25 protein-coding genes and 1 tRNA gene are annotated in these 25448 nt (G+C 67.4%); 17 read left to right on the forward strand and 9 right to left on the reverse strand.

All coding sequences use genetic code 11. From position 1 onward, the window contains the following. The first annotated feature begins 25 nt into the window (after positions 1-25). The 7 genes from KBZ19_RS04740 to KBZ19_RS04770 all read left to right on the forward strand — a co-directional run bounded on the left by KBZ19_RS04740 (position 26) and on the right by KBZ19_RS04770 (position 5777). Positions 26-403, forward strand: a complete 378-nt coding sequence (locus tag KBZ19_RS04740; protein ID WP_255099973.1) for a hypothetical protein — start codon at positions 26-28, stop codon at positions 401-403. Between the two features lie 64 nt (positions 404-467). After that, positions 468-1274: a fructokinase gene (locus KBZ19_RS04745; RefSeq protein WP_255099974.1), complete on the forward strand. Its 807-nt coding sequence runs from the start codon at positions 468-470 to the stop codon at positions 1272-1274. Between the two features lie 117 nt (positions 1275-1391). Then, a complete protein-coding gene (gene cax, locus KBZ19_RS04750) occupies positions 1392-2459 on the forward strand; it encodes a calcium/proton exchanger (protein ID WP_255099975.1) in 1068 nt (355 codons plus the stop codon). Between the two features lie 4 nt (positions 2460-2463). Further along, on the forward strand, positions 2464-3657 hold the full coding sequence (locus KBZ19_RS04755) for a pentapeptide repeat-containing protein (protein ID WP_255099976.1): 1194 nt from the start codon (positions 2464-2466) through the stop codon (positions 3655-3657). 260 nt (positions 3658-3917) lie between these two features. After that, positions 3918-4166 (forward strand): hypothetical protein, encoded by a 249-nt coding sequence (locus tag KBZ19_RS04760; protein WP_255099977.1) that lies wholly within the window; start codon positions 3918-3920, stop codon positions 4164-4166. A gap of 447 nt (positions 4167-4613) precedes the next feature. Continuing rightward, the gene (locus tag KBZ19_RS04765; RefSeq protein ID WP_255099978.1) at positions 4614-5144 is read left to right on the forward strand and encodes a hypothetical protein; all 531 of its coding nucleotides are present in this window, start codon (positions 4614-4616) and stop codon (positions 5142-5144) included. 336 nt (positions 5145-5480) lie between these two features. Beyond that, positions 5481-5777, forward strand: a complete 297-nt coding sequence (locus tag KBZ19_RS04770) for a hypothetical protein (RefSeq protein ID WP_255099979.1) — start codon at positions 5481-5483, stop codon at positions 5775-5777. A gap of 6 nt (positions 5778-5783) precedes the next feature. Here the strand turns inward: KBZ19_RS04770 and KBZ19_RS04775 are convergent, their stop codons facing one another. Then, positions 5784-5999 (reverse strand): chlorophyll a/b-binding protein, encoded by a 216-nt coding sequence (locus tag KBZ19_RS04775; RefSeq protein ID WP_094510060.1) that lies wholly within the window; start codon positions 5997-5999, stop codon positions 5784-5786. 133 nt (positions 6000-6132) lie between these two features. Here KBZ19_RS04775 and KBZ19_RS04780 point away from each other — a divergent pair, with 133 nt between their 5' ends. The 3 genes from KBZ19_RS04780 to KBZ19_RS04790 are packed head-to-tail and all read left to right on the forward strand — an operon-like array spanning position 6133 to position 12206. Next, positions 6133-7095: an ABC transporter substrate-binding protein gene (locus KBZ19_RS04780; protein ID WP_255099980.1), complete on the forward strand. Its 963-nt coding sequence runs from the start codon at positions 6133-6135 to the stop codon at positions 7093-7095. Beyond that, positions 7092-10994 carry a response regulator gene (locus KBZ19_RS04785; RefSeq protein ID WP_255099981.1) on the forward strand — a complete coding sequence of 1301 codons (3903 nt, stop codon included), beginning with the start codon at positions 7092-7094 and terminating at the stop codon, positions 10992-10994. Before KBZ19_RS04780 ends, KBZ19_RS04785 begins: the two co-directional genes overlap by 4 nt. 3 nt (positions 10995-10997) lie before the next feature. After that, entirely contained in the window at positions 10998-12206 is a 1209-nt protein-coding gene (locus tag KBZ19_RS04790) for an HD-GYP domain-containing protein (RefSeq protein WP_255099982.1), read from the forward strand. Positions 12207-12252: 46 nt separating this feature from the next. On the opposite strand, the gene KBZ19_RS04795 is transcribed toward KBZ19_RS04790, so the two are convergent. Continuing rightward, a tRNA-Gly gene (locus tag KBZ19_RS04795) sits at positions 12253-12323 on the reverse strand. Positions 12324-12470: 147 nt separating this feature from the next. Here KBZ19_RS04795 and KBZ19_RS04800 point away from each other — a divergent pair. Genes KBZ19_RS04800 through plsY form a run of 5 tightly spaced genes read left to right on the forward strand, consistent with a single transcriptional unit; the run spans position 12471 to position 16681 of the window. Next, positions 12471-13862 (forward strand): MFS transporter, encoded by a 1392-nt coding sequence (locus tag KBZ19_RS04800; RefSeq protein ID WP_094510053.1) that lies wholly within the window; start codon positions 12471-12473, stop codon positions 13860-13862. Then, on the forward strand, positions 13859-14608 hold the full coding sequence (locus tag KBZ19_RS04805) for an ABC transporter permease (protein WP_094510051.1): 750 nt from the start codon (positions 13859-13861) through the stop codon (positions 14606-14608). The genes KBZ19_RS04800 and KBZ19_RS04805 overlap by 4 nt, the downstream gene beginning before the upstream one ends. Before the next feature lie 17 nt (positions 14609-14625). Continuing rightward, positions 14626-15066 carry a DUF3119 family protein gene (locus KBZ19_RS04810; protein WP_255099984.1) on the forward strand — a complete coding sequence of 147 codons (441 nt, stop codon included), beginning with the start codon at positions 14626-14628 and terminating at the stop codon, positions 15064-15066. After that, positions 15063-16031 carry a DUF3086 domain-containing protein gene (locus KBZ19_RS04815; RefSeq protein WP_094510047.1) on the forward strand — a complete coding sequence of 323 codons (969 nt, stop codon included), beginning with the start codon at positions 15063-15065 and terminating at the stop codon, positions 16029-16031. Before KBZ19_RS04810 ends, KBZ19_RS04815 begins: the two co-directional genes overlap by 4 nt. Next, on the forward strand, positions 16028-16681 hold the full coding sequence (gene plsY, locus KBZ19_RS04820; protein WP_255099986.1) for a glycerol-3-phosphate 1-O-acyltransferase PlsY: 654 nt from the start codon (positions 16028-16030) through the stop codon (positions 16679-16681). The genes KBZ19_RS04815 and plsY overlap by 4 nt, the downstream gene beginning before the upstream one ends. Positions 16682-16722: 41 nt before the next feature. Here the strand turns inward: plsY and KBZ19_RS04825 are convergent, their stop codons facing one another. The 6 genes from KBZ19_RS04825 to der all read right to left on the reverse strand — a co-directional run bounded on the left by KBZ19_RS04825 (position 16723) and on the right by der (position 21831). Then, the gene (locus KBZ19_RS04825; protein WP_255099987.1) at positions 16723-17709 is read right to left on the reverse strand and encodes a pyrroline-5-carboxylate reductase; all 987 of its coding nucleotides are present in this window, start codon (positions 17707-17709) and stop codon (positions 16723-16725) included. 41 nt (positions 17710-17750) lie between these two features. Beyond that, entirely contained in the window at positions 17751-18323 is a 573-nt protein-coding gene (locus KBZ19_RS04830; RefSeq protein ID WP_255099988.1) for a cell division protein SepF, read from the reverse strand. 216 nt (positions 18324-18539) lie between these two features. After that, positions 18540-19199 carry a YggS family pyridoxal phosphate-dependent enzyme gene (locus tag KBZ19_RS04835; protein ID WP_255099989.1) on the reverse strand — a complete coding sequence of 220 codons (660 nt, stop codon included), beginning with the start codon at positions 19197-19199 and terminating at the stop codon, positions 18540-18542. Between the two features lies 1 nt (position 19200). After that, a complete protein-coding gene (locus KBZ19_RS04840; protein ID WP_094510037.1) occupies positions 19201-19479 on the reverse strand; it encodes a PipX family protein in 279 nt (92 codons plus the stop codon). A gap of 22 nt (positions 19480-19501) precedes the next feature. Then, the gene (locus tag KBZ19_RS04845; RefSeq protein ID WP_255099990.1) at positions 19502-20434 is read right to left on the reverse strand and encodes an energy-coupling factor transporter transmembrane protein EcfT; all 933 of its coding nucleotides are present in this window, start codon (positions 20432-20434) and stop codon (positions 19502-19504) included. Positions 20435-20460: 26 nt separating this feature from the next. Then, entirely contained in the window at positions 20461-21831 is a 1371-nt protein-coding gene (gene der / locus KBZ19_RS04850; RefSeq protein ID WP_255099991.1) for a ribosome biogenesis GTPase Der, read from the reverse strand. 211 nt (positions 21832-22042) lie between these two features. Between der and KBZ19_RS04855 the strand changes: the two genes are divergently transcribed. Next, positions 22043-23659, forward strand: a complete 1617-nt coding sequence (locus tag KBZ19_RS04855) for a gamma-glutamyltransferase family protein (protein WP_255099992.1) — start codon at positions 22043-22045, stop codon at positions 23657-23659. Positions 23660-23695: 36 nt separating this feature from the next. Here the strand turns inward: KBZ19_RS04855 and KBZ19_RS04860 are convergent, their stop codons facing one another. After that, positions 23696-24244: a DUF1823 family protein gene (locus KBZ19_RS04860; protein WP_255099993.1), complete on the reverse strand. Its 549-nt coding sequence runs from the start codon at positions 24242-24244 to the stop codon at positions 23696-23698. A gap of 107 nt (positions 24245-24351) precedes the next feature. Here KBZ19_RS04860 and dusB point away from each other — a divergent pair, with 107 nt between their 5' ends. Beyond that, the gene (gene dusB / locus KBZ19_RS04865; protein WP_255099994.1) at positions 24352-25428 is read left to right on the forward strand and encodes a tRNA dihydrouridine synthase DusB; all 1077 of its coding nucleotides are present in this window, start codon (positions 24352-24354) and stop codon (positions 25426-25428) included. Positions 25429-25448: the final 20 nt, after the last annotated feature.

Here is a 25448-nt window from a genome sequence, read left to right on the forward strand (position 1 = left end):
TGTTGCCATCACGGAGACATGCACCATGACGACCACCAACGCACCGATGAACAACGCACAGTTGAACAAGGCACCGATCAGCAACGACAGCCGCAACGACCAGGACCGTGCCAATGCTCAACTCAAAGAAGCGGTTCTGAACAAGAAACGCGTGCAGATCGAGGCCTGGTCGGCGCAGATCGAGCAGCTGCAGGAGGGCCTGAGCGGCCTGGCCGACTCCATGCGCAGCACCACCCGGCAACGCCTCGACGATCTCAGCAACGCCCGCAACCAGGCCACGGCCCAGCTGGAGCAACTGCAGCAGAGCAGCCAGGAGAACTGGGACGCGCTGCTGCAGCAAAGCGATGCCTTCTTTCACGACCTGGCTGATCGCTTCCATCGCTTCGCCAGCAAGAACGACTGACCCCGGCGCACAGCCAACAGCCAACAACACGAACACAGTCCCCTCACTTCACCCACACCCAGCCATGACCCTCACCACACCCCGACGTCCTCACGCCCACACCGAAGTGGTGGCCTTCTCCCAGGCGCTCCATGACGCAGAGGAGACCCCCACCGCAGACGCCAAAGCCGCAGCGGCCCACACCCCACAGGCCCGCAACGAAGACGAAGACGCTGGCAACGCAGACACCCGCGACCAGGACGCTCCCGGCCTGGGCGGCCACACGCCGGCTGGCCTCACCGAAGCGATGCTGCCGGAGATCAACGAATCGTTCTGGCTGCTGATCACCAGCGACGCCCTGCTCGGCGCCAGCCAGCACCAGGTGCTGCAGATGGTGCTCAACCGCACGGCACCCAGCAGCGTGCTGGTGGCGCTGGATGTGAACTGGCAGGCGGAGCACTGGGGTCTGCCCCCTGAAGCGGGGCCCACGGCGGAGGTGCTGCGGCGCTTCCAGCCGCTGGCGGAGGCCGCCGCCTTGATCCGCTGCACGTCGCAGGAGGCGGAGGCCTTCTTCTTCAGCCGTGATCCCGAGCGCATCAAGGAGCGGCTGGCGCACCGCCCGGCGGTGCTGGTCACCGATCCGGCAGGTGTGATCCGCTGGAGCATCGGCGGCCACTGCGGGCGCATCGCGGCGGGGCTGGTGCAGAACCCGGACATCTTCCTGGCCGAGATGCTCGAAAACCTCTGCGCCAACCCCCAGCTGCTGGCCACCGCCGGCCGGGGCATCCAGGCCATCGCCGATCCGGATCGGCTCTGCGAGCAACTGCGCAAGGCGGCTGCCGCCTCAGGGGAGCGCCACCAGGAGGCTCGCCCCCTGGTGGCCATGGCCTGAACCGGCGCAGGCGGGAAGCGCATCGCTGCGCAGTGCCTGGGTGAGCGCACCCAGGCCTGGAGTGCGGCAGCACCAACCTCCACCTAACTTCTGTCTGCCCGCTTGAGCGCTGTCCCCATGACCATCCGCCGGGTTGCCTCGATCGGGTTGCTGGCGATGGTGCCGGTCTCGATCGCGGCGGAAGCGCTGCACTGGGGTGACCTGGCGGTGTTCGTCACCTCGGCGGTGGCGATTCTGCCCCTGGCTATCTGGCTGAGCACCGCCACCGAAGAGCTCTCGCTGGTGTTCGGCCCCTCGATCGGGGCCCTGCTCAATGCCGTCTTCGGCAACGCCACCGAGCTGATCATTGCCCTGGTGGCGCTCAAGGCCGGCCTGGTGGACATCGTCAAGGCCAGCATCACCGGCACGGTGATGGCCAACCTGCTGCTGGCGCTGGGCCTCTCGATGCTGGTGGGGGGCATCGGCCGCCAGGAGCAGGAGTTCAAGCCGGTGGTGGCCCGGGTGAACGGCTCCGCCATGACCCTGGCGGTGCTGGCAATCCTGATTCCAAGCCTGGCGGTGCTCTCGGGCGGCCAGGAGGCGGAGAGCACCGAATCCTTCGGGGCCTTCGTGGCCTGGGTGCTGCTGGGCGTGTACGCCCTCACCCTGCTGTTCTCGCTGCGAACCCACCGGCACCTGTATGAGGTGGCGGAGGCGGATCTGGGCGAAGACCAGGCCCACGCCCCGAACCCCTGGCTGTGGCTCACGGTGCTGGTGGCGGCCACCCTCGCCCTGGCCTACGAGTCGGAGTTGTTCGTGGGCGTGATCGAGACCGTGACCGAAGGCTTCGGCCTCTCGGCCCTGTTCACGGGGGTGGTGCTGCTGCCGCTGCTGGGGGGCACGGCCGAATACCTCACGGCCGTTTCGATGGCCCGCAAGAACAAGATGGACCTGTCGGTGTCGGTGGCGCTGGGCTCCACGTTGCTGGTGGCGCTGCTGGTGGTGCCGGCGCTGGTGCTGATCGGTCCCCTGCTGGGCCACCCCCTGCCCCTGAGCTTTGATGTCTACGAGTTGGTGGCGGTGATCACGGCGGTGGTGGTGAGCAACCTGGTAACCATCGATGGCCGCTCCGACTGGCTGGAAGGCGTGCTGCTGCTGGCGGCCTACCTGATCCTGGCGGCCGGCTTCTACTTCCAGTCGGCCTGATCCGATGACCCCGCCGGCTGATGAACGCCCAGCGATGCCCTTCCACAGCCATGCCTTCTGGGCGGGCGTAAGAGATCTGCCGGCGTTGCAGCTGCTGATCGCCGCGGGGATCACCCTGCTGGCCCTGGTGCTGGGCTTCTCCTGGCTGGCCCTGGCGGCGGCGCTGTTGAGCCTGGTGTTGGCGCTGGTGCGATTGGCGCCTCCTCTATGGAGCCAGCTGCGCACACGCCTCGACGACGAGGCCACGGTTCAGACCGTGGCGCTGCTGACGCTGGTGCTGGCGCTGGTGGTGCTGTCGGTGCTGCTTGGCTGGTGGGATCCTTTGGTGCGGGTCTACCGCAGCGGTGACTGGGAGGCGATCGGCGCCATCGGGGAGGGGGTGATCGGCGCCTTCGGGCAGATCCTGGTGGCGTTCGTGGCCCTGGTGATCGCCTGGCGCCAGTTCCAGGTGGATCAACGGCTCACCACCCAGCAGAACCGGATCACCCAGGGGCAGACGATCGACAGCTTCATCCAGGGCATCTCCGAGCTGATCAGCGATGAAGACGGACTCCTGGAGGACTGGCCGTTGGAGCGGATGCTGGCGGAGGGGCGGCTGGCGGCGGTGCTTGGCAGCATCGAAAGCCAGGGCAAGGCCCGCATCCTGCGCTTCCTCTCCCACGCCCGCCTGCTCACCCCCCTGCGCCGCGACCACCGCCTCGGCCGGGCCATCCTCGATGGCGAAGGCAACTACGAGGAAGACCGGCTCGCGGGAGTGCCGGTGATCAACCTGCACCAGGTGCTGCGGGGCGTGGACCTCTCCGACACCGACCTGCGCGGCATTGATTTCAACGGCGCCGACCTGCGCGGCACCAACCTGAGCAACTGCGATCTGAGCGAGGCGAATCTGGCCGGCACCAATCTGTGCGGCGCCAATCTTGACGGCGCAAAGGTGGAGGGCACCCGCTTCTTCTTCGGCCAGCCGGCCAGCGCCACCCCCACCGACGGCCAATGGGCCCTGAACCTGGAGACGGGCGAAGGCTCGGGGGCCCAGGTGATCAATGCCAACTTCTCTGACCTGCGCCAACTGGGCGACGAGGCGCGGATCTACCTCGCCTCCTGGAGCGGCCCCCGTTCCCGCAAAACCCTGCCCGGTGGCGTGAAGGGCATCCCCAACCGGCTGGAACGCCCGCTGCCGGCGCTGCCATCAGATCGGTGAAAGGCTGGACAGTTGCGCCTTTGTGCTGCAACCCACAGAAGGATGGCAGGCGTGGTGTGAGGCGCTACATCCGACAGACAAGTTCTAAATCTTGGCACCTCAGTGGTACAGCCTGGTCGCTGGCGGGGCAGGTGGCAACTGCAGAATCCAGCCGCCTACTCTGACAGCCAAAGAGCAGATGATTTTAGGTCGCCTTGGACTCAGCCAACCTGACCAGAAACCTAAAGCGAGTAACGATCAGCCTAGTCGCGACATCGAGCATGTTGCTGCCACTGCATGTTCGCGCCGACATTCGGGACAAGCAAAGTTACTGGTATGGCTTTCTTGTCGGAAGCGGCGTCACGGTATGTGCGCTGTTGGATATCGGCTTGCTCTCCCGCAACGACGCCACTGATTGGTTAACCGAGATTTTCAAGCAAAGATCCGATATCCCCAGTGCCGCCATGGAATCAGCCAAGCAGCATCTTGCCGAAGAGTTAGGTCCCAAGGGCTGTCCCGTCCCCCGCTGAACGGGAACGAACGCCCATCTCGGTTGACGGGTTCAATTCATTTCGGCTAGCCGAGGTCAGCTTGATCGCTGCAGTCCCAAACAATGGCTGCCCAGATCAAGCCTGTGCGATGGCGCCTCATGCCCGTTCTCGTCAATCAGGCAGTTGCCTGCTCCGCATAGAGTGCTTTCCTCTTCTGCCTGTGCAACTGCCGCTTGGTTGGACGATTGCTCCTACTTGCTGATCGAATCCATGCAGTGACGTCCAGCTGGCTGCTCGTCCTTTGCAGCAAGCGCCGAACAGATCCCCGGTCGATGGCGAACCTCCCGCCGACCGGCATGATGGAGCGATCAATAATGTCAGCTGGTGCCATCAGTGACAAGCGAAGCCAGTGTTGATCTCCCTCTCGACGACTGCTGCAGCCGCTGGGGGATTAGCCGAAAGGCCGTCAAATCCCGTGCTTCCGCCTTGGGGGTCGATCTGATCAGAGAATCGAGCACACGTACGGTCTGGCCCGGTGATCTCATCCCCCTGGGCGATCAGCTGCACCAGCACTTGCAGAGGAAGGGCTGCACCCTCTCCAATTTCTTGGCCTCAGCGCAGCCAGCAGCTACCACCAGTGTGAGCATTGAGGCCCTGTCAGTGAGGCCATCAACCGGCACCAAGGATCAGCGTAAAGCCCTAACGTTGCCGCCAGCAACAGCTGGCAGCGAAAGCATCCTGGCCCTAGCCGCCTTGGTGGCAGCCATACAGCCGGCGCCCAGGTCGAATCCCCTGGCGGTCGCCCGTGGCTTAGCTGAAGCGGCCAAGCTGGGAGCCTGGATCACCAGCGATGAACTGGCTCACCTGCTCGGCCTATCTCGCAGCACTGTTTCCAGCTGGAGCACCAGCCATAGCCCTCGCCCTGGCTTCATGCTGGAGCGCCGCAAAGTAGGCGTATCGGTCTGGTGGAAGGTGATACCTGAGCCAAAGCCGAAGAAAGGAAAGCCGTCGAGTTAGTCGTGCGAGTACCTATTTGCCATGAATAGGAGCCCCAGGTCCAGCGAGGCGCTTTCTGCACTGCTCTTCAAAAGCCCTGGCCAGCATCACCAATCCAGCCAACCGATTCAAGCAAAGCAACGGATCACCAGACATTTTTCCCTATAGCTGGCAATCACAGCAGCAGGATCCAAAGCGAAGTCGCAAAGCAGGGCTTGCGCATCACCAGGAGATCCTTCTGGCTGAAAGTGTCGCAACCCTGTCCGCCGAACCCCGCCCGACTGCACCACTCCCATCACCTCCTCATCCCCACTCCCCTCCACAAGCGCCAGAGTGGGTTCATTCACTTCCCCTCCCATGGCCCCCACCCGTGAGCAGATCCTGGCCGCCTCCGCCGGCTGGGTGGCGGTGGTGCTGAATGTGGTGCCGGGGCTGGGCGCCGGCTACCTCTACCAGCGCCGCTGGAAGGCCTACTGGATCACCTCAGCGCTGGCCACCGCCTGGTTCGTGGCCGGGGCCGTACTGGCGCAGGACGCCGAGGCGGCTGCAGAAGCTCAGAACCAGCTGGTGGGGCTGCTGGGCCTGGTGCTGCTGGCTGGGGTCACCGCCACCGAGGCGGGCCTGGCCGTGAAGCGGGTGCGCCAGGACGGCTGACGCGCCTCAGCGCAGATACCAGCGCAGCAGCGCCAGCAACTGGCCGGCGGGCCCTAGGCCGGTGATCGCCTCACCGATCAGGGCCGCCGCGAAGCCGAGCATGGCCACGCGGCCATTGAGCAGTTCCACCCCGGCCAGGGCCGCCGTGTTCCAGGGCCGGCGGGTGGTGAGCCCCTCGCCGAAGCGCTCGAGCGGCTCGTACTGGAAGGAGTCGGGAGCCATCGGGGAAGCGCACACTGCGACTGAGCCTATGGGAGCTGGGCGAATGGCCGCCGGCCGTGAACCGTTTGCACAGCGGTTGAACAATCTCTGAGGCCGCGACCGCATAGGTTCAATTCATCCTCTGGCTGCACTCATGGTCCAGCGTCGAGCGCTCGCGGCACTGGCAGCCTTTGCGCTCGTTGTGATGGGCTGCCAGAAGCCCGAGGTGGTCACGATTCCAATCGCCAGTTGGCCCGGGTTTGAGTATTTCCACCTTGCCCATGTGAAGCAGCTGGATCAGAAAGCGGGGCTCGAGATCAACACCCTGGGCTTCCCTGATCCCCAGGACATCGTCAAGGCCTTTGAAGAGGGCCGCTTCCCCATCGCGCAGCTCACCACAGTGGAAGCTGTGGACATCTGCAGCCGCCAGCCGAAACGCTGCCCGGTGGTAGTGCTGATCCTCGATGAATCCAACGGCGCTGACAAGGTGGCGGTGCGCCGCTCACTCGGCACGATCCCTGCCCTGCGGGGCAAACGCGTGGCCGTCACCCCCAGCACCCTGGGCCCGTTTGTGCTGAGCAGGGCGTTGGCCCGTCATGGCATGAGCCTGGCGGATGTGCGCATCGTGGCCGTGCCCCTGGCCGACATGGGGCGCCGTCTGGTGAACGGGCAGATCGATGGGGCGGCCTTCTTTCCTCCCTTCAGCGATGCGGTGCTGGCCAGTGGTGAGGCGGTGACGGCCTTCTCCAGTGCGGAGATTCCCGGCGAGATTTTTGATGTGCTGGTGGTGGATCCGCAGTACTACCGCAACAACCAGCATGTGCTGGGGCGCCTGGTGCGGGTGTGGCAGCAGGCCCACGACCTGGCGGCTCGCGATCCAGAAGCGAAGGACATCATGGCCAGTCGGGATAATGTGAGCGTGGAGATGTTCAGGCAAACGGAAAAAGGCCTGCTCTATCGCTCACTGTTGGAGCAGCGGCCCATGCTGTTGCCTGGCGGTAAGCTCGAACGCAACCTCGCCGGCGTCCTCGCCGTGCAGAAGCAGCTGGGTTTGATTCGTGGCCGCGTGCCCCTGCCGAGGGTGAGCACGAAGCCGCTCGATCTCGCCCTGAAATGACACGCCCGGACCCCACCATCCAGACCTGGCGTGAGCGGTTAGGCGCCCTTACGCTCTCCAGCCGGCTCACCGTGCTGCTGCTTGGTGTGGGTCTCACCCCGATGGTGTTCTCCCAGGTGGTAGCGCTCAACGCCTACCGGGAGCGCATCCTCAGCCACCATCTGGATTCCATCGAGCAGATGGCCAACGGCAAGGTGGAGCAGTTGCAGGCCATGCTCACCAGCAAGGGCCTCAAGCTTGATGAGATGGCCATGGAACTCCATAGGCAGCCCGCCACGCTCCAGCGGAATTTGGCACAGCAGTCTGCACGGCTCGGTTTTGATGAACTGTTGCTGATCGATCGCCGCTCAGGCCAGGTCATCGGCGCAGCGGTGGATCTCGCCCTGATCGGCGAATCCCCAGCGGACCGGCTCCTGCGCGACTGCGGCTTCAACAAGGTGGTGGAAGCAATGGGCACCTGGAGCCACCTGACGGTGCTTCCCTTCAAGCACGATCCCTGCACGGAGGGAACAGCCACCTGGATGGCCGTGCCGCTGAAGGACCGCGCCAATCAGAATCTGTTGCTGGTGGGGCGGTTGGAGGTGGCGTCCTTCCGCGAGGTGATCAACAGGCGTTATGAGCGACTGAGTCACGGCGCTGAGGCGCATCTGGTGATCGAACAACGCCGGGGCGACGGGTGGCAGTTCCTCTCCGTGCCGATGGGGCTGGCCACCGAGGACTCCGAGGCCCTGAACTACCGACCGACTTTGAGCGGTGGTCTGACGTTTTCGGAGCGCCAACTGGGCAACGGCGGGGCCGGCTACCTGCGCACCGGCAGCGGCACATTGAAGCTCGGTGCCTGGCGGCAGATCCCGCAGAGCGATGTGGCAGTGCTCGTCACCATCCCCGAGGAAGAACCACGGCTCGACAGCCAGTTGCTCACCCAGCAGTTGCTGATGGTCCTGGCGGCCACCGCCATCCTGGTGACGATGGCCGGCGTGGGGCTCGGCCGGCGCCTGGCGGGCCCGATCCAGAAGCTGCACCAGGCGATTCAGGGGTTCGATCCTGCCGATGAAGCCAGCCTCACCCCAGTGGTGGTGAGCGGCCACGATGAGATCGCCTCCCTGGCCAGCACCATCAATGCGTTGGCCCTGCGCATCAAGGAGCGCACCAGCAACCTGCGCGAAACCAAGGAGCAACTGCACGCTTACATCCAGACGGCGCAAACCACCCTGCTGGCGCTTGATTTCGAGGGCCGCGTCACCCTGCTCAACAGCAGCGGCTGTGCGCTGATCGGCATCGCCTCCGATTCCTGGAGCGGCCTCAACTGGCTCACCGATGTGGTGGATCCCGCGGATCGGCCGTTGCTGCGCCGCTGGCTCAACGAGGCGGCCGCCTCCAGGCTGCCCCCCGAGGGAGCGTTGGAGTACCGCGTCTGCACCAACCAACGCGGCACCCGCTTCATGCGTTGGCACCTGAGCCTGCTCGATGGCGCCGACGGCCAACCGATTGCCCTTCTGGGCTCCGGGGAAGACATCACCCGCCTGCGCGCCCAGAAAATCCAGCTGGAGCAGGCGCGCCAGGAGGCGGAGGAGGCGAACAGGGCCAAGAGCGAGTTCCTCTCACGCATGAGCCATGAGTTGCGCACCCCCATGAACGCGATCATCGGCTTGTCGCATCTGGCGCTGCGAACGGGGCTCAACCCGCACCAGCGCGACTACCTGCAGAAAATCAGCAACGCAGGCCAGGGGTTGCTGGGGATCATCAACGACATCCTTGATTTCTCCAAGATCGAGGCCGGCAAACTCACGCTTGAGGCCGTCGATTTCCAGCTCGATGCGGTGCTCTCCGATGTGGCCACCCTGATCGCCGACAGGATCTTCGCCAAGGGCGTTGAACTCCTCTTCCGCGTCGACGACGACGTGCCCACCTGCCTCAACGGCGATCCGCTGCGCCTCACCCAGGTGCTGCTCAACCTGCTCTCCAATGCCGCCAAGTTCACCGAGCAGGGCCAGATCCAGCTGCAGGTGAGCGTCGGCGAGCAGCAACCTCAGCAGGTGGAGGTGGAGCTGGTGTTCCGCGTGCAGGACACCGGCATCGGCATGACCGAAGCCCAGATGGGCAACCTGTTCCAGGCCTTCACCCAGGCAGAGCTGTCCACCACGCGCCGGTACGGCGGCACCGGCCTGGGCCTGAGCATCTGCCAGCGGTTGCTGGAGCTGATGGACGGCTCCATCACGGTGAGCAGCGTGCCTGGTGAGGGGTCCTGTTTCACTGCCCGCTGCCGTTTTCACCTCGGTGCTTGCGCCACCCCGCGGGCGTTGCCGGAGGCCCTGGGCCAGGTGCGCGTGCTGGTGGTGGATGACAACCCCGTAGCCCGCGAGGTGATCACGCAACTGCTGCACCAGCTCCCCCTGCGCTGTGATGCCACTGGCAGCGGCGCCGAAGCCCTGGCCATGGTGCATCAAGCCAACGCCCACCAGCAGCCCTATGGCCTGGTCCTGCTGGATTGGCAACTCGGCGATCAGCTGGATGGCCTGCAGGTGGCCGCAGACATCCGCGCCAACCCGGTGATCCAGCAGCCGAGGATCTTGCTGATCACGGCTTACGGCGGCGAAGACACCTGCCAGCTCACCCCTCCGGGGCTGCTGGATGGAATCCTGTGCAAGCCGGTCCGCTCCTCTGAGCTGATGGACCATCTCACTGCCATGTTCGGCGGCGGCGACAGCGCGGGATCGGCGGCGGCGGCCGCCTACACACAGGGCCAGGAGCTGGCGTGGGGCCTGCAGGGCCTGAAGATGCTGGTGGTGGAAGACAATCCGATCAATCAGCAGATCGCCGCAGAGTTGCTCACCATCGCCGGCGTGCAGGTGAGCACGGCCCGCAATGGCGTGGAGGCTCTCGCCTGGCTGGAGCAGCAGCCGCTGCCCCCCTGCGACCTGGTGCTGATGGATCTCAACATGCCCGAAATGGATGGCTGGGAATGCACCCGTCGCCTCCGTGCCGATGCCCGCTGGCAGCAGCTGCCCGTGCTCGCCATGACCGCCCACGCCATGCAGCCGGAGCGCGACCGTTGCATGCGCATCGGCATGCAGGACCTCATCACCAAACCGATCGATCCGGACCACCTCTACGAACGGCTGCACCACTGGAGCGGCCGCCACTGTCAGGGCCCAGACGAACCAGCTCCAGCCTCTGCCCAGCCGGCCATCCCCCAGCCCGCGCCAGCCGATGAAGAATCACCGCCGCAGAATCCGGGACTGGATCGCTCGGAGCTTAATGGTGCGGAGCAGGGAGGTTCGGAGCTGAATGGACTGGCCCTGGAAGGCTTTGATCTGCCCGGAGCGCTCAGGCGGGTGGCTGGCAACCGCGCTCTTTACTGTCAGCTGCTGCAGAGCCTGGTGCACACCCAGGCGGATGCGGCCCAACGGCTGGAGGCCGCCCTTAAGACCAACAATCTGAAGGAGGCGGCACTGATCGTGCACGCCCTCAGAGGGGTGTCCGCCAATCTGGGGGCCACCTCCCTGGCGGAGGCCGCCACGCGGCTGGAGCTCGAACTCAACCAGCAGCTCTGCCACAGCCACACCAGGCAGACCTTTGAGGTTCAGCTGCAGCTCACCATGGCGTGCATCCGCGCGGCCTTCGCGATGGAGCCGGCGGAGGGCACCGCCCCCTCACAGGAAGGGCCGGGAACAGCAGTGCTGAGCCTGGAGCAGCAGCACCTGCTGGGCAAGCTCGATACTCTGCTGGCCGCCTTTGACGGGGAAGCCCTGGAATTCATCAGCCAGCACCGCGAGGCCCTGATCACGACCCTGGGATCGGCGGGCTTTGAGCGCATGGCCGCTGAGCTGATGCGCTTTGATTTCTCAGAGGCGCGCAGGGCCGTGCAGCTACGCGTTCCTCCCTTGCTGCATGCCTGATCCATGACCCATCTCGCCGACAGCCTTGGGCAAAGCAAGCCCACCGTGCTGGTGGTGGATGACACGCCGGAAAACCTGCAGGTGATGAACGGCCTGCTGCGTGGGCTGTACAAAGTGCGCCTGGCCACCAGTGGCGCACTTGCCTTGGAGTTGGCCCTGCAGACGCCCCAGCCGGATCTGATTCTGTTGGACATCATGATGCCGGATCTTGATGGCCATGAGGTGTGCATACGGCTTAAGGCCGACCCCGCCACTCAGGACATTCCTGTGATCTTCCTCACGGCGCTGAACCAGGAAGTTGATCAGAAGCGAGGCTTTCTTGATGGCTGCGTGGATTACATCACCAAGCCCTTCTCCCCCGACATCGTGCTGGCCAGAGTGGCCACCCATGTGGCCCTGAAGCGCGCCAGCGACCTCCTCTCTGATCACAACCGTTACCTGCGCGAGGAAGTGGAGCGCCAGACCCGCGAGGTCCAGAAGGTTCAGGACGTCACGATCCTGGCGATGGCATCACTGGCGGAAACCCGCGACAACGAAACCGGAATGCACCTGCGCCGCACCCAGAACTACATGAAGCTTCTGGCTGAGCACTTACACCGGCACTCCCCTTACGCCAGCCAGCTCGACGCAGAGGCAATCGAGCTGCTCTATAAATCCACGCCGCTTCATGACATCGGCAAAGTGGGCATTCCTGATCACATCCTGCTGAAGCCAGGCAAGCTCACCCCTGAAGAGTTCATGGTGATGAAGAAGCATTCGGAACTGGGTTCCCACATCATTGCGCAAGCAGAAGGTCTGCTGGATGCCCCCAGCAGCTTTCTGCGATTTGCCCGCGAGATCGCCCACTACCACCACGAGAACTGGGACGGCAGCGGCTATCCCGAGGGGCTGCAAGGAGAAGCCATCCCCCTGTCCGCCCGTCTGATGGCCGTGGCCGATGTGTATGACGCCCTCATCTCCAAACGCTTCTACAAGCAGGCCTTCTCCCATGAGGAAGCCGCCCGCTTCATCGAAAGCCAGGTCGGCCGAAAATTCGATCCTGTGATCGTGGAAGCCTTCCGCCAGGTAGCCGATCGCTTCGCCACCATCGCCGCCACCTTCAAAGACAACAATTCCGCGCCGCCCCTGGCCGCCCTGCCTCCGCCCGCGCCGTCCCTTTCCCCATCGCCGGGCCTGGCGGAGGATGGGGAAAACAGCCCGGCCTTCTGGTGAGCAGCCAGGGAGCCTGCTGAACAGAGAAGAAGCCTGGTGAAAAGAAAGCGGGCGGCGGGAATCGAACCCGCATCATCAGCTTGGAAGGCTGAGGTTTTACCACTAAACTACGCCCGCAGGGATACAGGTGTATCACTCGGTTGCCGTGCTGGTGTGGCCCGCGGTGCCACTGCCTTTGCGGCTGAAGCATTATGGCCTGCGTGAAGCCACCGGCCGTTGACCGTTGTTCCTGATCCGGTCGTCCCTTCCGCCAACCCTGCGGCCATGAGCTCCACCACCGGCGTCAGTGACGCCATCGATGCACCCAGGGGGTTCCAGCGCCGCATGTTGGTGGCCTATGGCCTTGGCGATGCGGGCACCGGCATGGCGGCGTCGCTGATCGGCTTCTACCTGTTCATCTTCTATACCGCCGCCGCCGGGCTGCCCGCCTGGATGGCGGGGCTGGTGCTGATGCTGGCCCGCCTCTGGGATGCCATCAACGATCCGGTGGTGGGCTGGCTCAGCGATAAGACCCGCAGCCCCTGGGGCCCGCGCCTGCCCTGGATCCTCTGGAGCGCCATTCCGCTCGGGATCGCCATGGCGATGATGTGGTGGCTTCCGCCCGGAAGCCTCTGGGTGAAGTTCGGCATCTTCCTGGCCATCTCGGTGGTGGCCAACAGCCTTTACACCTGCGTCAACCTGCCCTACTCCGCCCTGGCGGCCGAGCTCACCACCGACACCGGCCTGCGCACCCGCCTGAACACGGCGCGGTTCACCGGCTCGATCATCGCCGGGCTGGTGGGCATCGTGCTGGGAGGGCTGCTGCTCCAGAACCACCAGGACCCCGGCAGTTACTTCAAGGTGGGCGTGCTGTCGGGCAGCATCATCGCGGTGTTCACCCTGGTCTGCGCCTGGGGCATCGCCCCGGCGGCCCGCAACTGCCAGCGGCCCAACAGCCAGCAAGGCTCCACCCGCCGCATGCTGCGCCGGGTGCGCGAGAACGGTCGCTTCATCAAGGTGCTCGGCCTCTACCTGATGCTCTGGTGCGCGCTGCAGATCATGCAGACCGCCGCCCTCATCTACCTGCCGGTGGTGATGCGGCTGCCGGAGAGCTGGAGCAACTGGATCCTGCTGCCCTTTCAGATCAGCACCCTCGTGGGGCTGCAGATCTGGAACCGCTTCTCCCACCGCTACGGCCGCATCCAGGCGCTGCACCGGGGCACGGCGCTCTGGATCGGCGGCTGCCTGCTCGCCATGTTGCTGATCCCCCTCGATCCCGACCTCTCGCCCGTGGGCTCCTGGATGAACGGGCTGCGGCTGGTGGCGCTGCTGGTGGCCATCCTGGTGGTGGGTCTGGGCGCCTCGACGGCCTACCTGATCCCCTGGGCGCTGCTGCCGGATGCCATCGACGCCGATCCTGAAAAGCCCGCCGGCCTCTACAGCGCCTGGATGGTGTTCACCCAGAAGATCTGCATCAGCCTGGCGTTGTTCTTCTTCGGCAACCTGATGAGCCTGAGTGGCTACGTGGCGGCCAGGGGCATCGTCCAACCCGACACGGCCCTGATCGCGATCCGCCTGTGCATGGGGCTGATCCCCGCCACGCTGGTGGTGCTGGGGCTGATCGTGATGCGGCGCTGGCCTGAGCGTGGCGCCCACCTGCTTCAGGCCCAGCCATGAAGTCACCGCGCTGGCTCAACCGCCTCGGCAGCAGTTGCCTGATCGGCGGCCAGACCGTGGCGGCGATCGGCAGGGGGCGCATCAACGTCAACGACCTGTTCGAACATCTGCTGGAGGCAGGGCCCGGCAGCTTTCTGATCGTGTTCATCACGGCGCTGGCGGCAGGCACCGTGTTCAACATCCAGGTGGCGGCAGAGCTCACCAAGCAGGGGGCCAGCGTGGCCGTGGGAGGCATCCTTTCGGTGGGGCTGGCGCGCGAGATCGCACCGCTGCTCACCGCCACCCTGCTTACCGGGAAGGTGGCCACCTCTTACGCCGCCCAGATCGGCACCATGAAGGTGACCGAGCAGATCGACGCCATCACCATGCTGCGGACCGATCCGGTGGAGTACCTGGTGGTGCCCCGGGTGCTGGCGATGGTGGTGATGGCCCCGGTGCAGTGCCTGGTGTTCTTCGTGGTGGGGGTCTGGTCGGGCCAGGTGAGCAGCACCTTTCTCTTCTCGATCCCGCCCACCGTGTTCTGGAATTCCGTGCGCAGCTGGATGACCGCCAGTGACCTGCCCTCGATGCTGGTCAAGGCGGTGGTGTTCGGCCTGCAGATCGCCGTGATCGCCTGCGGCTGGGGCCTCACCACCCGCGGCGGCCCCAAGGAGGTGGGCACCAGCACCACCGGCGCCGTGGTGATGATTCTGGTCACGGTCAGCCTGATGGATGTGCTGCTGACCCAGCTGCTGTTCGGCGCTTAGGCCGCCAGCTGCCCAGCATGGAACCTCCGCCTCTCTCCGCCGCCACCATGACCTCCCCCGCCGCCACGCTCGATCCCGCCGCCGGAACGGTGCTCGCACCCCGCTACGGGGTGCCGCTGGGGGTGGTGGTGCTGGGGCTGGCCGGCCTGGCCCTGCTGCCGCTGTGGTCGGGGGCGCTGTGGCTCAGCGGCGTGGTGGTGCTGTTCGGGCTGTTCCTGCTGCTGCAGGCCGTGCTGCTGCGCCTGCAGTTCAGCGGCGATGCCCTGCTGGTGTGGCGTCAGTCGACGCTGCTGCGCCGCTTCCCCTACGACGAATGGATCGCCTGGACCGTGTTCTGGAACCCGGTGCCGGTGCTGTTCTATTTCCGTGAACAGCGCAGCATTCACCTGCTGCCGGTGTTGTTTGATGCCACCACCTTGCGCCAACAACTGGAGCTGCACGTCAGCACCTCGCCATGACCGATCCCAGCGTGCCGCCGGACCAATCCCCGCCGCCCCTGAGCGTGCCTGAACCGCCTGCGGCCGAGCCCTCGCCTGCGGCAGACCCGGCCCCTGTAGCCAAGCCATTCGAGCCCTGGCAGGCGCTCGCCCTCAAGGAGCTGCAGGAGCGGCGCGCGGCACTGGAGGCGGAGATCCAGGAGCTGGAAACCCGCCGCAACCAGCTGCAGAAGAGCCTGGTGAGCAGCTTTGATGGTCAGGCCGATGCGATCGCCCGGCGCCTGAAGGGCTTCCAGGACTACCTGGTGGTGGCGCTGCAGGATCTGGCCGGCCAGGCCGAGCAGATGGAGCTGGTGGTGCAGCCGGTGGTGGTGCAGCCCTCGCCACTGGATCAGCCGGCGGAAGTGGCCGCCGCGGCTGCCCCTGCCGCCCCGGCGGCGGCGGGTCTGTTCAGCGAGGACGAAGACCTGATCCGCAGCCAGCTGGAGCGGTTCCAGGGCCAGCCCGATTTCTACGCCGATCCCTGGAAGCTGCGCCGCAGCCTGGAAGCCCCTGCCGCGGCTCTGCTGGAGGAGTGGTTCCTCTATCAGGGCGGGCGTGGCGCCCACGCCAGCGCCGGCAGCCGCAGCCGCAATGCGCTCACGGTGGCGGCGGCGGTGGCGATCCTCGGCGAGCTCTACGGCGAGCGCTTCCAGACCCTGGTGCTGGCCGGCCAGCCGGAGCGGCTGGGGGAATGGCGCCGCGGCCTGCAGGATTGCCTCGGGCTCAGCCGTGAAGATTTCGGGCCTAACAGCGGCGTGGTGCTGTTCGAGCGGCCTGATGCCCTGATCGAGCGCGCCGACCGGCTCGAGGAGCGCGGCGAGCTGCCGTTCATCGTGATCGATGCGGCCGAACAGGTGGTCGACGTCCCGGTGCTGCAGTTCCCGCTCTGGCTCGCCTTCGCCGCCACTCCAGCGGAACTGGCCATCGACGAGGAGCTGCTGTGAATCCCCTGCTGATCCTGTCCGTGCTGCTGGCGGGCTACCTGCTCGGCTCGATCCCCAGCGGCTGGCTGGCGGGGCGATGGTGCGCCGGCGTCGATCTGCGCCAGCTGGGCTCCGGCTCCACCGGCGCCACCAACGTGCTGCGCCAGGTGGGCAAGGGCCCGGCGCTGGTGGTGTTCCTGGTGGATGTGCTGAAGGGAACGGCCGCCGTGCTGCTGGCCAAGGCGGTGGTGGAGCCACTCGGCGGCTCCGCCGCTGGCGATGCCTGGGTGGTGGCGGCGGGGCTGGCGGCTCTTGCCGGCCACATCTGGCCGGTGTGGCTGGGCTGGCGGGGGGGCAAGGCCGTGGCCACCGGGCTGGGCGTGCTGCTCGGTCTGGTGCCCGCGGTGGGGCTGGCCAGCTTCGGGCTGTTCCTCGTCACCCTCACCCTCACCCGCATCGTGTCGCTCTCCAGCGTGGTGGCAGCGGTGGGCCTGCCGCTGCTGATGCTGGGCTCCTTCCAGAGCGCCGGCACCGGGCTGCGGCCCGCCTATCTGGCCCTTGCCCTGCTCACCACCGTGCTGGTGCTGTGGCGCCATCGCAGCAACCTGGCCCGGATCATGGACGGCACCGAGCCACGCATCGGCGCAGACAAACCCAACACCCCGACCTGAGGCGGGAGCTGAGAGCCTGGAGCCGAGAACCGGGCGCCGCTTCAGCCCAGCGCCCGGCTGCGTTCAGCAGCCGCCAGCACCGCCTCGATCAGAGCCGAACGCACGGCGCCCCGCTCCAGCTGACGCAGGGCCGTGATCGTGGTGCCGGCCGGGCTGCTCACCATGTCCTTGAGCTGGCCGGGATGCAGGCCCTTCTGCTGCAGCAGCGCCACGGTGCCGCCGGTCATGGCGAGCGCCAGCTCCTGTGCCAGCGCCCGCGGCAGGCCGGCGGCCACGCCGCCATCGGCGAGGGCTTCGATCACCACCGCCATCAGCGCCGGGCCGGAGGAGGCCACCGCCAGCAGCCCATCAAGCTGGGGCTCCGGCAGCTCCAGCACCTGCCCCACCCGGCCGAACAGCTGGCGCACGCAGTGACGTTGCCCATCGCTGAGCTGCTCTCCCCAGGCCAGTCCAGTGATGCCGGCCCGCACCAGGCAGGGAGTGTTCGGCACCGCCCGCACCACGCGCCAGCCGGGAAATGACGCCTGCAGGCGAGCCAGGCTGACCCCGGCCAGCACGGAAATCAGCAGAGGGAACTCGTCGCCGTGCGCTGAGGACGCCGCTGGGGAGGCGTCGCCGTGCTCTGAGGGCGCTCCTGGGAAGGCGGAGGCTGCTGAACCAGAAGCTGGGGGTGTGGCCGATGCCGCGGCGGACGCCCCTGATCGGCTGTGTGCCGCTCGAACTGCCGCCGCCGCATCTGCAGCCGCCGTGACCGCCGCCGCGAGCTGTTGCGGCTTGACGGCCAGCAGCACCACCGGCGCCTGCCAGGCCGCAGCCGCCTGCCCATCGGCGGCGGCACAGACAGCCACCTGCAACTGCTGCTGGAGCTGCTCGGCGGAGGCAGGGCTGGCCACCACCGCCCGCACGGCAGCAGGGCGAACATCCCCCTGCTCCAGCAGCGGCAGCAGCAAGGCCTGGGCCATCTGCCCCAGGCCAATGATCCCGAGGCCCGACAGGAGGGGCTCAGAGGCCCCGGCGTGCTCGGTCATGGACCGGTGGCGGTGGCGGGAAACGTGCTCAGAAGACGTGCTCAGCCGCCGACGGCGAAGTCGGAGCGGCCCCAGGCCGGACTGGGGGCCGCATCGGCATCGGAGCCGGTGTCGCGGGTGGAGACGATGGTGGGAGAGGAGGGCTCCTCCATCGAGGCGGTGGTGACCGTGACGCAGCTGGGCGCGAACAGGAAGATGCTTTCGCCCACCCGCTCCTGGTGGCCGTCGATGGCGAAAGTGCCGCCTGCCACGAAATCCACGGCCCGCTGGGCCTGATCCGGCTCCATCATCGTGAGGTTGAGGATCACGGTCTTGCGGTCACGCAGGGCCTGGATGGCACGGGGCATCTCATCGAAGCTGCGGGGCTCCATCAGGGTCACCTCCGCGGCCGTTGCCGACAGGCCCGGCATGCCGATCACATTGCTGCCGGGGAAGAGGTCGTCGGAGCCGAAGGGGGAGGACAGGGCCAGGGCACTGCCGCTGCCGACCTGCGTGGCGCGCGACTGGGCGGTCTGGGCCTGGTCGTCACCGGGGTCGTAGTCAAGTTCGTCGTACTCGCCATCGAGATAGTCGTCACCGTAGACGACGGCACGGAGGCGGGAGAACAACGACACCTTTGGTTCCTTCGTGAGGTCAGTACCTGAATAGCGTCCCACGCTCCCAGTTGCAACTGGTCGCAACCCTTGAAATCACTGGATTCATGCTTCCGCCGGGTGGCGAACGCCCCCACCACCCCCTAGCGAAGGCGGCCTCAGGCCCCCGCCGTGATTGGCCGGGGCAAGCGCGTTGCGCAGGCCCGGGGCGGCCCCGAAGTCCCCGTGGGGCCCCGGTCAGGCCCCGCGGGGGCCGAACAACACCGAGCCGAGCCGCACCCAGGTGCTGCCGGCCGCCACGGCCTCGCGCCAGTCGCCGCTCATGCCCATCGACAGCTCCGGCAACCCCAGACGGGCCGCCAGCGCGGCGCAGGAGCTGAACAGGGCACGGCTGCCGGCTGCATCCAGCCCCAGCGGCGCGATCGTCATCAGGCCCACCACCTGCAACGGCGCCAACGCCTGCAGCTGGGGCCAGAGCTGGTCGAGCTCCTCGGGCTCGAACCCGGCCTTGGCTGGATCGGGCAGCAGCTTCACCTGCAGGAACACCCGCGGCTGCAGGCCCTCCTCGGCGGCGATGCGCTGCAGGCGAAGCGCCAGCGGCAGGTTGTCGAGCGAGTGGATGGTGCCGAAGTGGCGCAGCACCCCCCGGGCTTTGTTGGCCTGCAGGCGACCGATGAAGTGCCAATCCAGGGGGGGAAGATCCGCCAGCTCCAGCTGCTTGGCCTCGGCCTCCTGCAGGCGGCTTTCGCCGAAGCTGCGCTGCCCGAGCGCGGCCAGGTCGCGGATGCGCTCGGCCGTCTGCCCCTTGCTCACCGCCAGCAGGCGGGAACCGGACGGCAACTGCTCCTGCAGGGCCTGCCACCGCACCGCCAGGGCCGCTGGAGCGTCAGCGCCCATTTCAGATGAAGGTCTGGTCGAACAGCTGGCGCCAATGGCCGAGTTTTTCGCTGCGGTCACGCCGGGCCCGCGCCAGGTTCTGCTCGGCGTAGTGGCGGGCATCCATCAGCGGAATCACCTCGAAATGGGCGCCGCGCGGCTGCGCCGTGACCAGGAAGAACATCCGCTGGGCGTAAAGGGTGGCGAACAGATCGCGGCCCTCTCCGGCCGGTGCCACCCAGTAAAGGAGCCCGAAGGTGGGATGGTTGAGATATCGCTCGGTACTCGACTCAGCGCTCACTGATGGTTTGTTCGGCTACCAATCACAGCGCACCGTACTGCCACCGCAGCCCAAGCAGCAGGAGCAGCAGCAGGCAGGCCATGAGATTCAGACGTCGGGCCACGGGCACCCCCAGCCGCAGCTGCTGCGGCGGCACCCAGCGGCCGCCCCTGGCCACCAGCGCATCGGCCCCCTGCTCGGCACGCAGCAACACGTTGGCCAGCAGCCGTTCCGCCACCGCCAACCCCAGCCCCAGCACTCCCTTCCAGCCCAGTCGCCGCAGGTTGAGTGCCCGGGTGGCGATCGAGCGCAGCAGGTTCTGCAGTTCCTCTTGCACCAGGGGCAGGAAGCGCAACGCCAGCAGCAGGATGAAGCCGAGCCGCTCCACCGGCAGCCCCAACCGGCCCAAAGGGGTGAGGCCCCAGCTGAGTGCCCATACCAGCTCTTCCGGCGGCGTGGTGAGCAGCAGCAGGTTGGCGCTGTGAATGAGGGTGAACAGCAGGGTGGCGCTGTTCAGGCCGAGTTCCGCCGAGCGGCGGTTGATCACCAGTGGGCCCAGCGGCAGCGGCCCCAGCTGCACGGGCCCCCAGCGCAGCACCTCCCAGGGCTCACCGCTGCGTTCGACCGGCGGTGCCCCCGGCGGCGCCGGCGCCAGGCGCAGCTCAGCCGGATCGCGAGAGAGCTGAGCAGTGCCCGCGCCACCGGCCGGCAGCAAGGCAGAGAGCAGCCCCACCAGCAGGCTGAGGGCGAGCAGGAGAGGCAGGTTGCGGCGCCACAGCCGCCACGGCAGCCCGCAGAGCGCCGTGATCAGCAGCAACGCCCCCACCAGCGCCAGCCGCCAGACGGGGCCGGCCAGGATCGGTGTGATCAGGAACGCCAGGGTCCAGGCGAGCTTGAGGCGCGCATCGACGCGGCGCAGCCAGCCGCTGTCACCATCGACGTACTGGCCGATCGGGAGCTGCTTCAGCCAGTCCATTCAGTGCTGCAGGAAGTGGAGCCGCTTCACGGGATGGCGGAACGAGCCTGCTGACGCGCCTGTTCCTTCTCGGCGTCGCGCTGCTGCTTACCGCGCCAGAACAGCTTGATCGGCGAGCCATCGAAGCCCAGGCCCTGCCGGATCTGCCGCTCCACGTAGCGGCGGTAGGTGTCGCCGAACAGCTTGGGATCGTTCACGAACAGGGTGAAACTCGGCGGCCGCACCGCCACCTGGGTGCCGTAATAGATACGGCCCTGGCGGCCACCGCGGCTGGTGGGCGGCGAGCGCCAGCTCACAGCCTCCTGCAGCACTTCATTCACCACCGAGGTGGTGACGCGGCGCCGGTGCTGCTCAACCGCCAGGAGCGCCAGCGAGAAGATGCTCTCCACCCGCTGGCCGCTGAGGGCGGAGGTGAACAGCATCGGTGCCCAGTCGAGGAAGTAGAGCTTGGCCCGCAGATCCTTTTCCATCGCGGTCATGGTGTGCGAATCCTTCTCGATCGCATCCCACTTGTTCACCACGATCACGCAGGCGCGGCCGTCTTCCTCGATGCGGCCCGCCACGCGCTGATCCTGTTCGGTCACCCCATCGAGTGCGTCGATCACCAGCACACAGACGTCGCTGCGTTCCACCGCCTTGAAGCTGCGGGTGATGCCGAAGTATTCGGGCCCGTAGCTGACACTGCGGCGGCGGCGGATGCCGGCGGTGTCGAGCAGTTTCCAGAGACGACCCTCCCGCTCGATCGTGGTGTCGATCGTGTCGCGGGTGGTGCCGCGGATCGGGCTGACGATCGCCCGGGGCTCACCGCAGATGGCATTGAGCAGGCTGGATTTGCCCACATTCGGCCGGCCGATGATCGCCAGCTGGATCGGCTCCTCCGTTTCCTCCGCGTCGGCGGGAGGCAGGAATTCGATCACCTTGTCGAGCAGATCGCCGGTGCCGGCACCGTGGATGGCCGAGATCGGAAACGGCTCACCCAGGCCGAGGCCCCAGAAGTCGGCGGCCATCGCCAGGCCCTGATCGGGCGACTCGCACTTGTTCACCGCCAGCAGCACCGGCCGGTTCTGGCCGCGCAACCATTCGGCGATCGATTCATCCGCCGCCGTGACCCCCGCCTGGCCATCGACGATCACCACGGCCACCACCGCTTCGGCTAAAGCAAGGTTGGCCTGTTCGCGGATCTCCGGGAGAAACTCACTGTCGTCGTCGAACACCAGGCCGCCGGTGTCGACCACCTTGAAGGTCCGATCGCCCCAGAACCCTTCCTGGTAGGTGCGGTCACGCGTGACACCTGGCTCGTCGTGGACGATTGCCTCCCGGCTGCGGCACAGCCGGTTCACCAGAGTGGATTTGCCCACGTTGGGGCGCCCGATGACGGCGACGACTGGTAGCGCCAAAACGTAATATCCCGATCAACGATCTCTTTTCGACCTTACAGGCTGGCTCAGCTGTGGCCGGCCTGGAGAAGTCTTGGCGGCGTCACCCTGCAACTCCGAGCCCTGGAAGCAGGAACCTTGCACGCTCGAACCTTTCAACACCGTTGAGCCGCTGTGGCGGAGGCGCCACCCACACCAGACTGCGGCCTGACCGCCAGAGCCGCGCGCTGCCATGGCCAACCCTGCCTTTCTTCATCGCCGCTCACCCGTCTTTGCCGGGCGTGCGATGGTCACCTCCAGCTCGCCGCTGGTGACCCGCGTGGGCCTGCGGGTGCTGGAGCAGGGCGGCAACGCCGCCGATGCCGCGGTAGCCATGGCCGGGATGCTGGCGCTGGCCGAGCCGATGATGAGCGGCCTCGGCGGCGACACCATGGTGCTGGTGTGGTCGGCGCAGGACCAGCGGGTGCTGGGTCTCAATGGCAGCGGCATGGCCCCGAGCGGCGCCAGCCTCGAGCGCATCGGAGCACGCCCCTTGATGCCGGAGCACGGCGCGGCCTCGGTCACCATTCCCGGCGCCGTGGATGGCTGGTGCACCTTGCTGGAGCGGTTCGGCACCCAGTCGCTGCAGCAGCTGTGGGAACCGGTGATCGCCTATGCGCGCCAGGGCTACCCGGTGGGCGAATCGATCGCGGGGTTCTGGGCCGTTGGCGCCGCGATGCTGGGGCAGAGCGCCTCATCAGAGCTTCGCGAGGTGTTTCTGCCCCATGGCAGCGCCCCGCAGCCGGGCCAGCTGATGCGCCTGCCGCAGCTGGCCGACACCCTGGAACGCGTGGCCCGGGAGGGCCGCCAGGGCTTCTACGAAGGGCCCGTGGCCGCGGCGATCGCCACCACGATCAGCGCGGGCGGTGTGCCCACCACCACAGCCGACGTGGCCGCCCAGCAGCACCGCGCCGCATGGGTGGAGCCCCTGAGCGTGGGCTACCGCGGCCGGGAGGTGCTGGGCCTGCCACCCAATTCCCAGGGGGTGGTGGCTCTGCATGCTCTGGGCATCCTCGACGGCCTGCCCCTCGCCGCAATGGGCGAGGCGGAGCGGCTGCACCATGAGATCGAAGCGATCCGCCTCGGCTTTGAGCTGGCGATCGATGGGGTGGGGGAGCCCACCCCATCGATGCTCGAACTGGTGCGGCAGCAGCTCAGCCCGGACGGACTGGCCGCCGCCCGCAGCCGCATCACGGCCCTGGCCCGGCCGGCCACCCGGCCCCAGGGCGGCCATTCGGGCGACACCAGCTACGTGTGCGCCGTGGACGGTGAGGGCAACGCCGTGTCGTTGATGACCAGCATCAGCGGACTGTTCGGCTCCGGGCTGGTGGCGGGCGACACGGGCGTGCTGCTCAACAACCGGGCGGCCCAGTTCTCCAGCCAGCCGGGCCATCCCAATGCCCTGGCACCCGGCCACCGGCCGCGTCATTCGATCCTGCCGGCGATGGTGCTGCGCGATGGGCTGCCTGAATTCGTGATGGGGGTGATCGGCGGCAACGCCCACCCCCAGGGGCTCACCCAGATCCTGGTGAACGCCCTCGATCTGAGCATGAATCCCCAGCAGGCCGTGGATGCCCCGCGCTTCAAGCTGGTCATGCAGAGCGGTGCGGTTCACATCGATCCGCAGTTCAATCCAGACGTGGGCCACGAGCTGGTAACCCGCGGCCATCAGCTCGGCGATTCCTATGGCTTCGTGGGTTTCAAGGGGGGTGCCCAGATGGTGCGCCTCCATCGCGACGACTCCGGCCACTGCACCAGCCTGGAGGCCGGCGTGGATCACCGGCTCGATGGGGTGGCCATGGGGATCTGAACGGGGGGCCTACGTGGCTCGGGGGCGGTCCACCGGCTACTGCACCGGCAGATCTCCAGGGTGCCCCGCCACCGGATCGGCCGGCTCCGGCAGCAGCGGTGGCAGCGGCCCTGTGTCCGGCAGCGGTTCGCCCCGCTCGGCCAGGTGAGCCAGCAGCCAGTTCACCGCCGTGGCGCGGCGGGTGCGGCGGGGAAACAGCTCGCCGATGCGGTAGCCGGCGAAGCCCAGCTGGTGTTTGAGCAGTTGCTTGTGGGCGGCGGCAATCGAGCGGGTGAGCCGCACGCTGGCCGGACGCTCAGCGATCAGCGGCGGCGCCAGCGGGTAGGCCAAGGCCCAGTCGTCCGGTGTGGCGGTGGTGGCGCGCCACGGCGCTGGCCCCTGTGCGGCGCCGGCGGCGCCCACGGCAGCGGTGGTGGCCTCTGCCGTGGGTTCCGCCTCAGCAGCAGGCCCATCCACCAGGCCGTCAGCGGGTGCGTAGCCCAGCCGCTGCCAGACCAGTTCGCAGACGAAGCGGTCGCTGGTGCGGTCGTCGAGGATCAGCTGCAGCAACTGGCGACTGAGCGGATGGGGGGAGGCGGCGGTCATGGCGAAGCGGCGGGTCAGCAGTTCAGCGAGGCGGTGGTTGGTCGGGTCAACGAGGCAGTTGTTCGGCGGGTCAGCGCGGCGCTGAGCAGCGGGAAGATGAACCTCTGATGACCCTGCCACCGCTTCCACTTCAGCTTCAGGGCCGCGGCCAGCCGCGCCAGCTGCGCTGCCGGGTGTTCCAGTCGCCCCTGGCGGGGGTGAGCGACCAGATCTTTCGGGGCTTCGTGCGCCGTTGGGCTCCCGACGCCCTCCTCTATACGGAGATGGTGCACGCCACCTGCCTGGAGCGGGGCCACGGCAGTGAGAAGTTCGAGGCTCTGGCCGGCGAGAGCGGGCCGATCGCGGTGCAGCTGTTCGACCACCGTCCCCAGGCCCTGGCCGAGGCCGCCCGGCGGGCGGAGGCGGCGGGCGCCTTCCTGATCGACATCAACATGGGCTGCCCGGTGCGCAAGGTGGCGCGCAAAGGCGGCGGCAGCGGCCTGCTGCGCGAGCCCGCGCTGGCGGCGGAGATCGTGGCGGCGGTGGCGGCTGCGGTGCGCGTGCCGGTCACGGTGAAGACGCGGCTGGGCTGGTGCGGCAGCAGCGCCGATCCGGTGGCTTTCGCCCTCGGTCTGCAGGAGGCCGGTGCCGAGGCGCTCACCCTGCACGGCCGCACACGGGAGCAGGGCTTCTCCGGCAGCGCCGACTGGGCCGCCATCGCCCGGGTGAAGCAGGCCCTGCGCATTCCCGTGATCGCCAACGGCGACGTGACCTCCCCCGAAGAAGCCCTGCGCTGCCTGGCCATCACCGGCGCCGATGGGGTCATGGTGGGGCGAGCCACCCTGGGAGCCCCCTGGCTGGTGGGCCGCATCGACGCGGCCCTGAGCGGCCGGCCGGTGCCACCGGACCCCTCGCCGGCCGAGCGGCTGGCCCTGGCGGCCGAGCACCTGCAGGCGCTGGTGGCCTACCGAGGGGCGAAAGGCCTGCAGATCGCCCGCAAGCACATGGGCTGGACCTGCCAGGGCTTCGCCGGCGCCGCCCAACTGCGCCATCAGCTGATGCGCGCGCCCACCCCTGCGGAGGCCAGGGCACTGCTGGAAGCGGCAGCGGCTGACACCGTCGCTGTGTTGGCTGACGGGGCAGGAGCGTCAACACTTGACTGGGCCGGTGCTGGGCAGGTGCGCAGCTCGAAGTTGCAGGAATAGATCGCCGGTTTCTGCCAGCT

Origin of the sequence: Synechococcus sp. L2F (assembly GCF_024345695.1) — a bacterium.
Classification (GTDB): Bacteria; Cyanobacteriota; Cyanobacteriia; order PCC-6307; family Cyanobiaceae; genus MW101C3.

Excerpts from the sequence above, each read along its gene's own strand:
- KBZ19_RS04740 (WP_255099973.1), top strand. The coding sequence starts at position 26 with ATGACGACCACCAACGCACCGATGAACAACGCACAGTTGAACAAGGCA.
- KBZ19_RS04745 (WP_255099974.1), top strand. The coding sequence starts at position 468 with ATGACCCTCACCACACCCCGACGTCCTCACGCCCACACCGAAGTGGTG.
- cax (WP_255099975.1), top strand. The coding sequence starts at position 1,392 with ATGACCATCCGCCGGGTTGCCTCGATCGGGTTGCTGGCGATGGTGCCG.
- KBZ19_RS04755 (WP_255099976.1), top strand. The coding sequence starts at position 2,464 with ATGACCCCGCCGGCTGATGAACGCCCAGCGATGCCCTTCCACAGCCAT.
- KBZ19_RS04760 (WP_255099977.1), top strand. The coding sequence starts at position 3,918 with ATGTTGCTGCCACTGCATGTTCGCGCCGACATTCGGGACAAGCAAAGT.
- KBZ19_RS04770 (WP_255099979.1), top strand. The coding sequence starts at position 5,481 with ATGGCCCCCACCCGTGAGCAGATCCTGGCCGCCTCCGCCGGCTGGGTG.
- KBZ19_RS04775 (WP_094510060.1), bottom strand. The coding sequence starts at position 5,999 with ATGGCTCCCGACTCCTTCCAGTACGAGCCGCTCGAGCGCTTCGGCGAG.
- KBZ19_RS04780 (WP_255099980.1), top strand. The coding sequence starts at position 6,133 with ATGGTCCAGCGTCGAGCGCTCGCGGCACTGGCAGCCTTTGCGCTCGTT.
- KBZ19_RS04785 (WP_255099981.1), top strand. The coding sequence starts at position 7,092 with ATGACACGCCCGGACCCCACCATCCAGACCTGGCGTGAGCGGTTAGGC.
- KBZ19_RS04790 (WP_255099982.1), top strand. The coding sequence starts at position 10,998 with ATGACCCATCTCGCCGACAGCCTTGGGCAAAGCAAGCCCACCGTGCTG.
- KBZ19_RS04800 (WP_094510053.1), top strand. The coding sequence starts at position 12,471 with ATGAGCTCCACCACCGGCGTCAGTGACGCCATCGATGCACCCAGGGGG.
- KBZ19_RS04805 (WP_094510051.1), top strand. The coding sequence starts at position 13,859 with ATGAAGTCACCGCGCTGGCTCAACCGCCTCGGCAGCAGTTGCCTGATC.
- KBZ19_RS04810 (WP_255099984.1), top strand. The coding sequence starts at position 14,626 with ATGGAACCTCCGCCTCTCTCCGCCGCCACCATGACCTCCCCCGCCGCC.
- KBZ19_RS04815 (WP_094510047.1), top strand. The coding sequence starts at position 15,063 with ATGACCGATCCCAGCGTGCCGCCGGACCAATCCCCGCCGCCCCTGAGC.
- KBZ19_RS04825 (WP_255099987.1), bottom strand. The coding sequence starts at position 17,709 with ATGACCGAGCACGCCGGGGCCTCTGAGCCCCTCCTGTCGGGCCTCGGG.
- KBZ19_RS04835 (WP_255099989.1), bottom strand. The coding sequence starts at position 19,199 with ATGGGCGCTGACGCTCCAGCGGCCCTGGCGGTGCGGTGGCAGGCCCTG.
- KBZ19_RS04845 (WP_255099990.1), bottom strand. The coding sequence starts at position 20,434 with ATGGACTGGCTGAAGCAGCTCCCGATCGGCCAGTACGTCGATGGTGAC.
- KBZ19_RS04855 (WP_255099992.1), top strand. The coding sequence starts at position 22,043 with ATGGCCAACCCTGCCTTTCTTCATCGCCGCTCACCCGTCTTTGCCGGG.
- KBZ19_RS04860 (WP_255099993.1), bottom strand. The coding sequence starts at position 24,244 with ATGACCGCCGCCTCCCCCCATCCGCTCAGTCGCCAGTTGCTGCAGCTG.
- dusB (WP_255099994.1), top strand. The coding sequence starts at position 24,352 with ATGACCCTGCCACCGCTTCCACTTCAGCTTCAGGGCCGCGGCCAGCCG.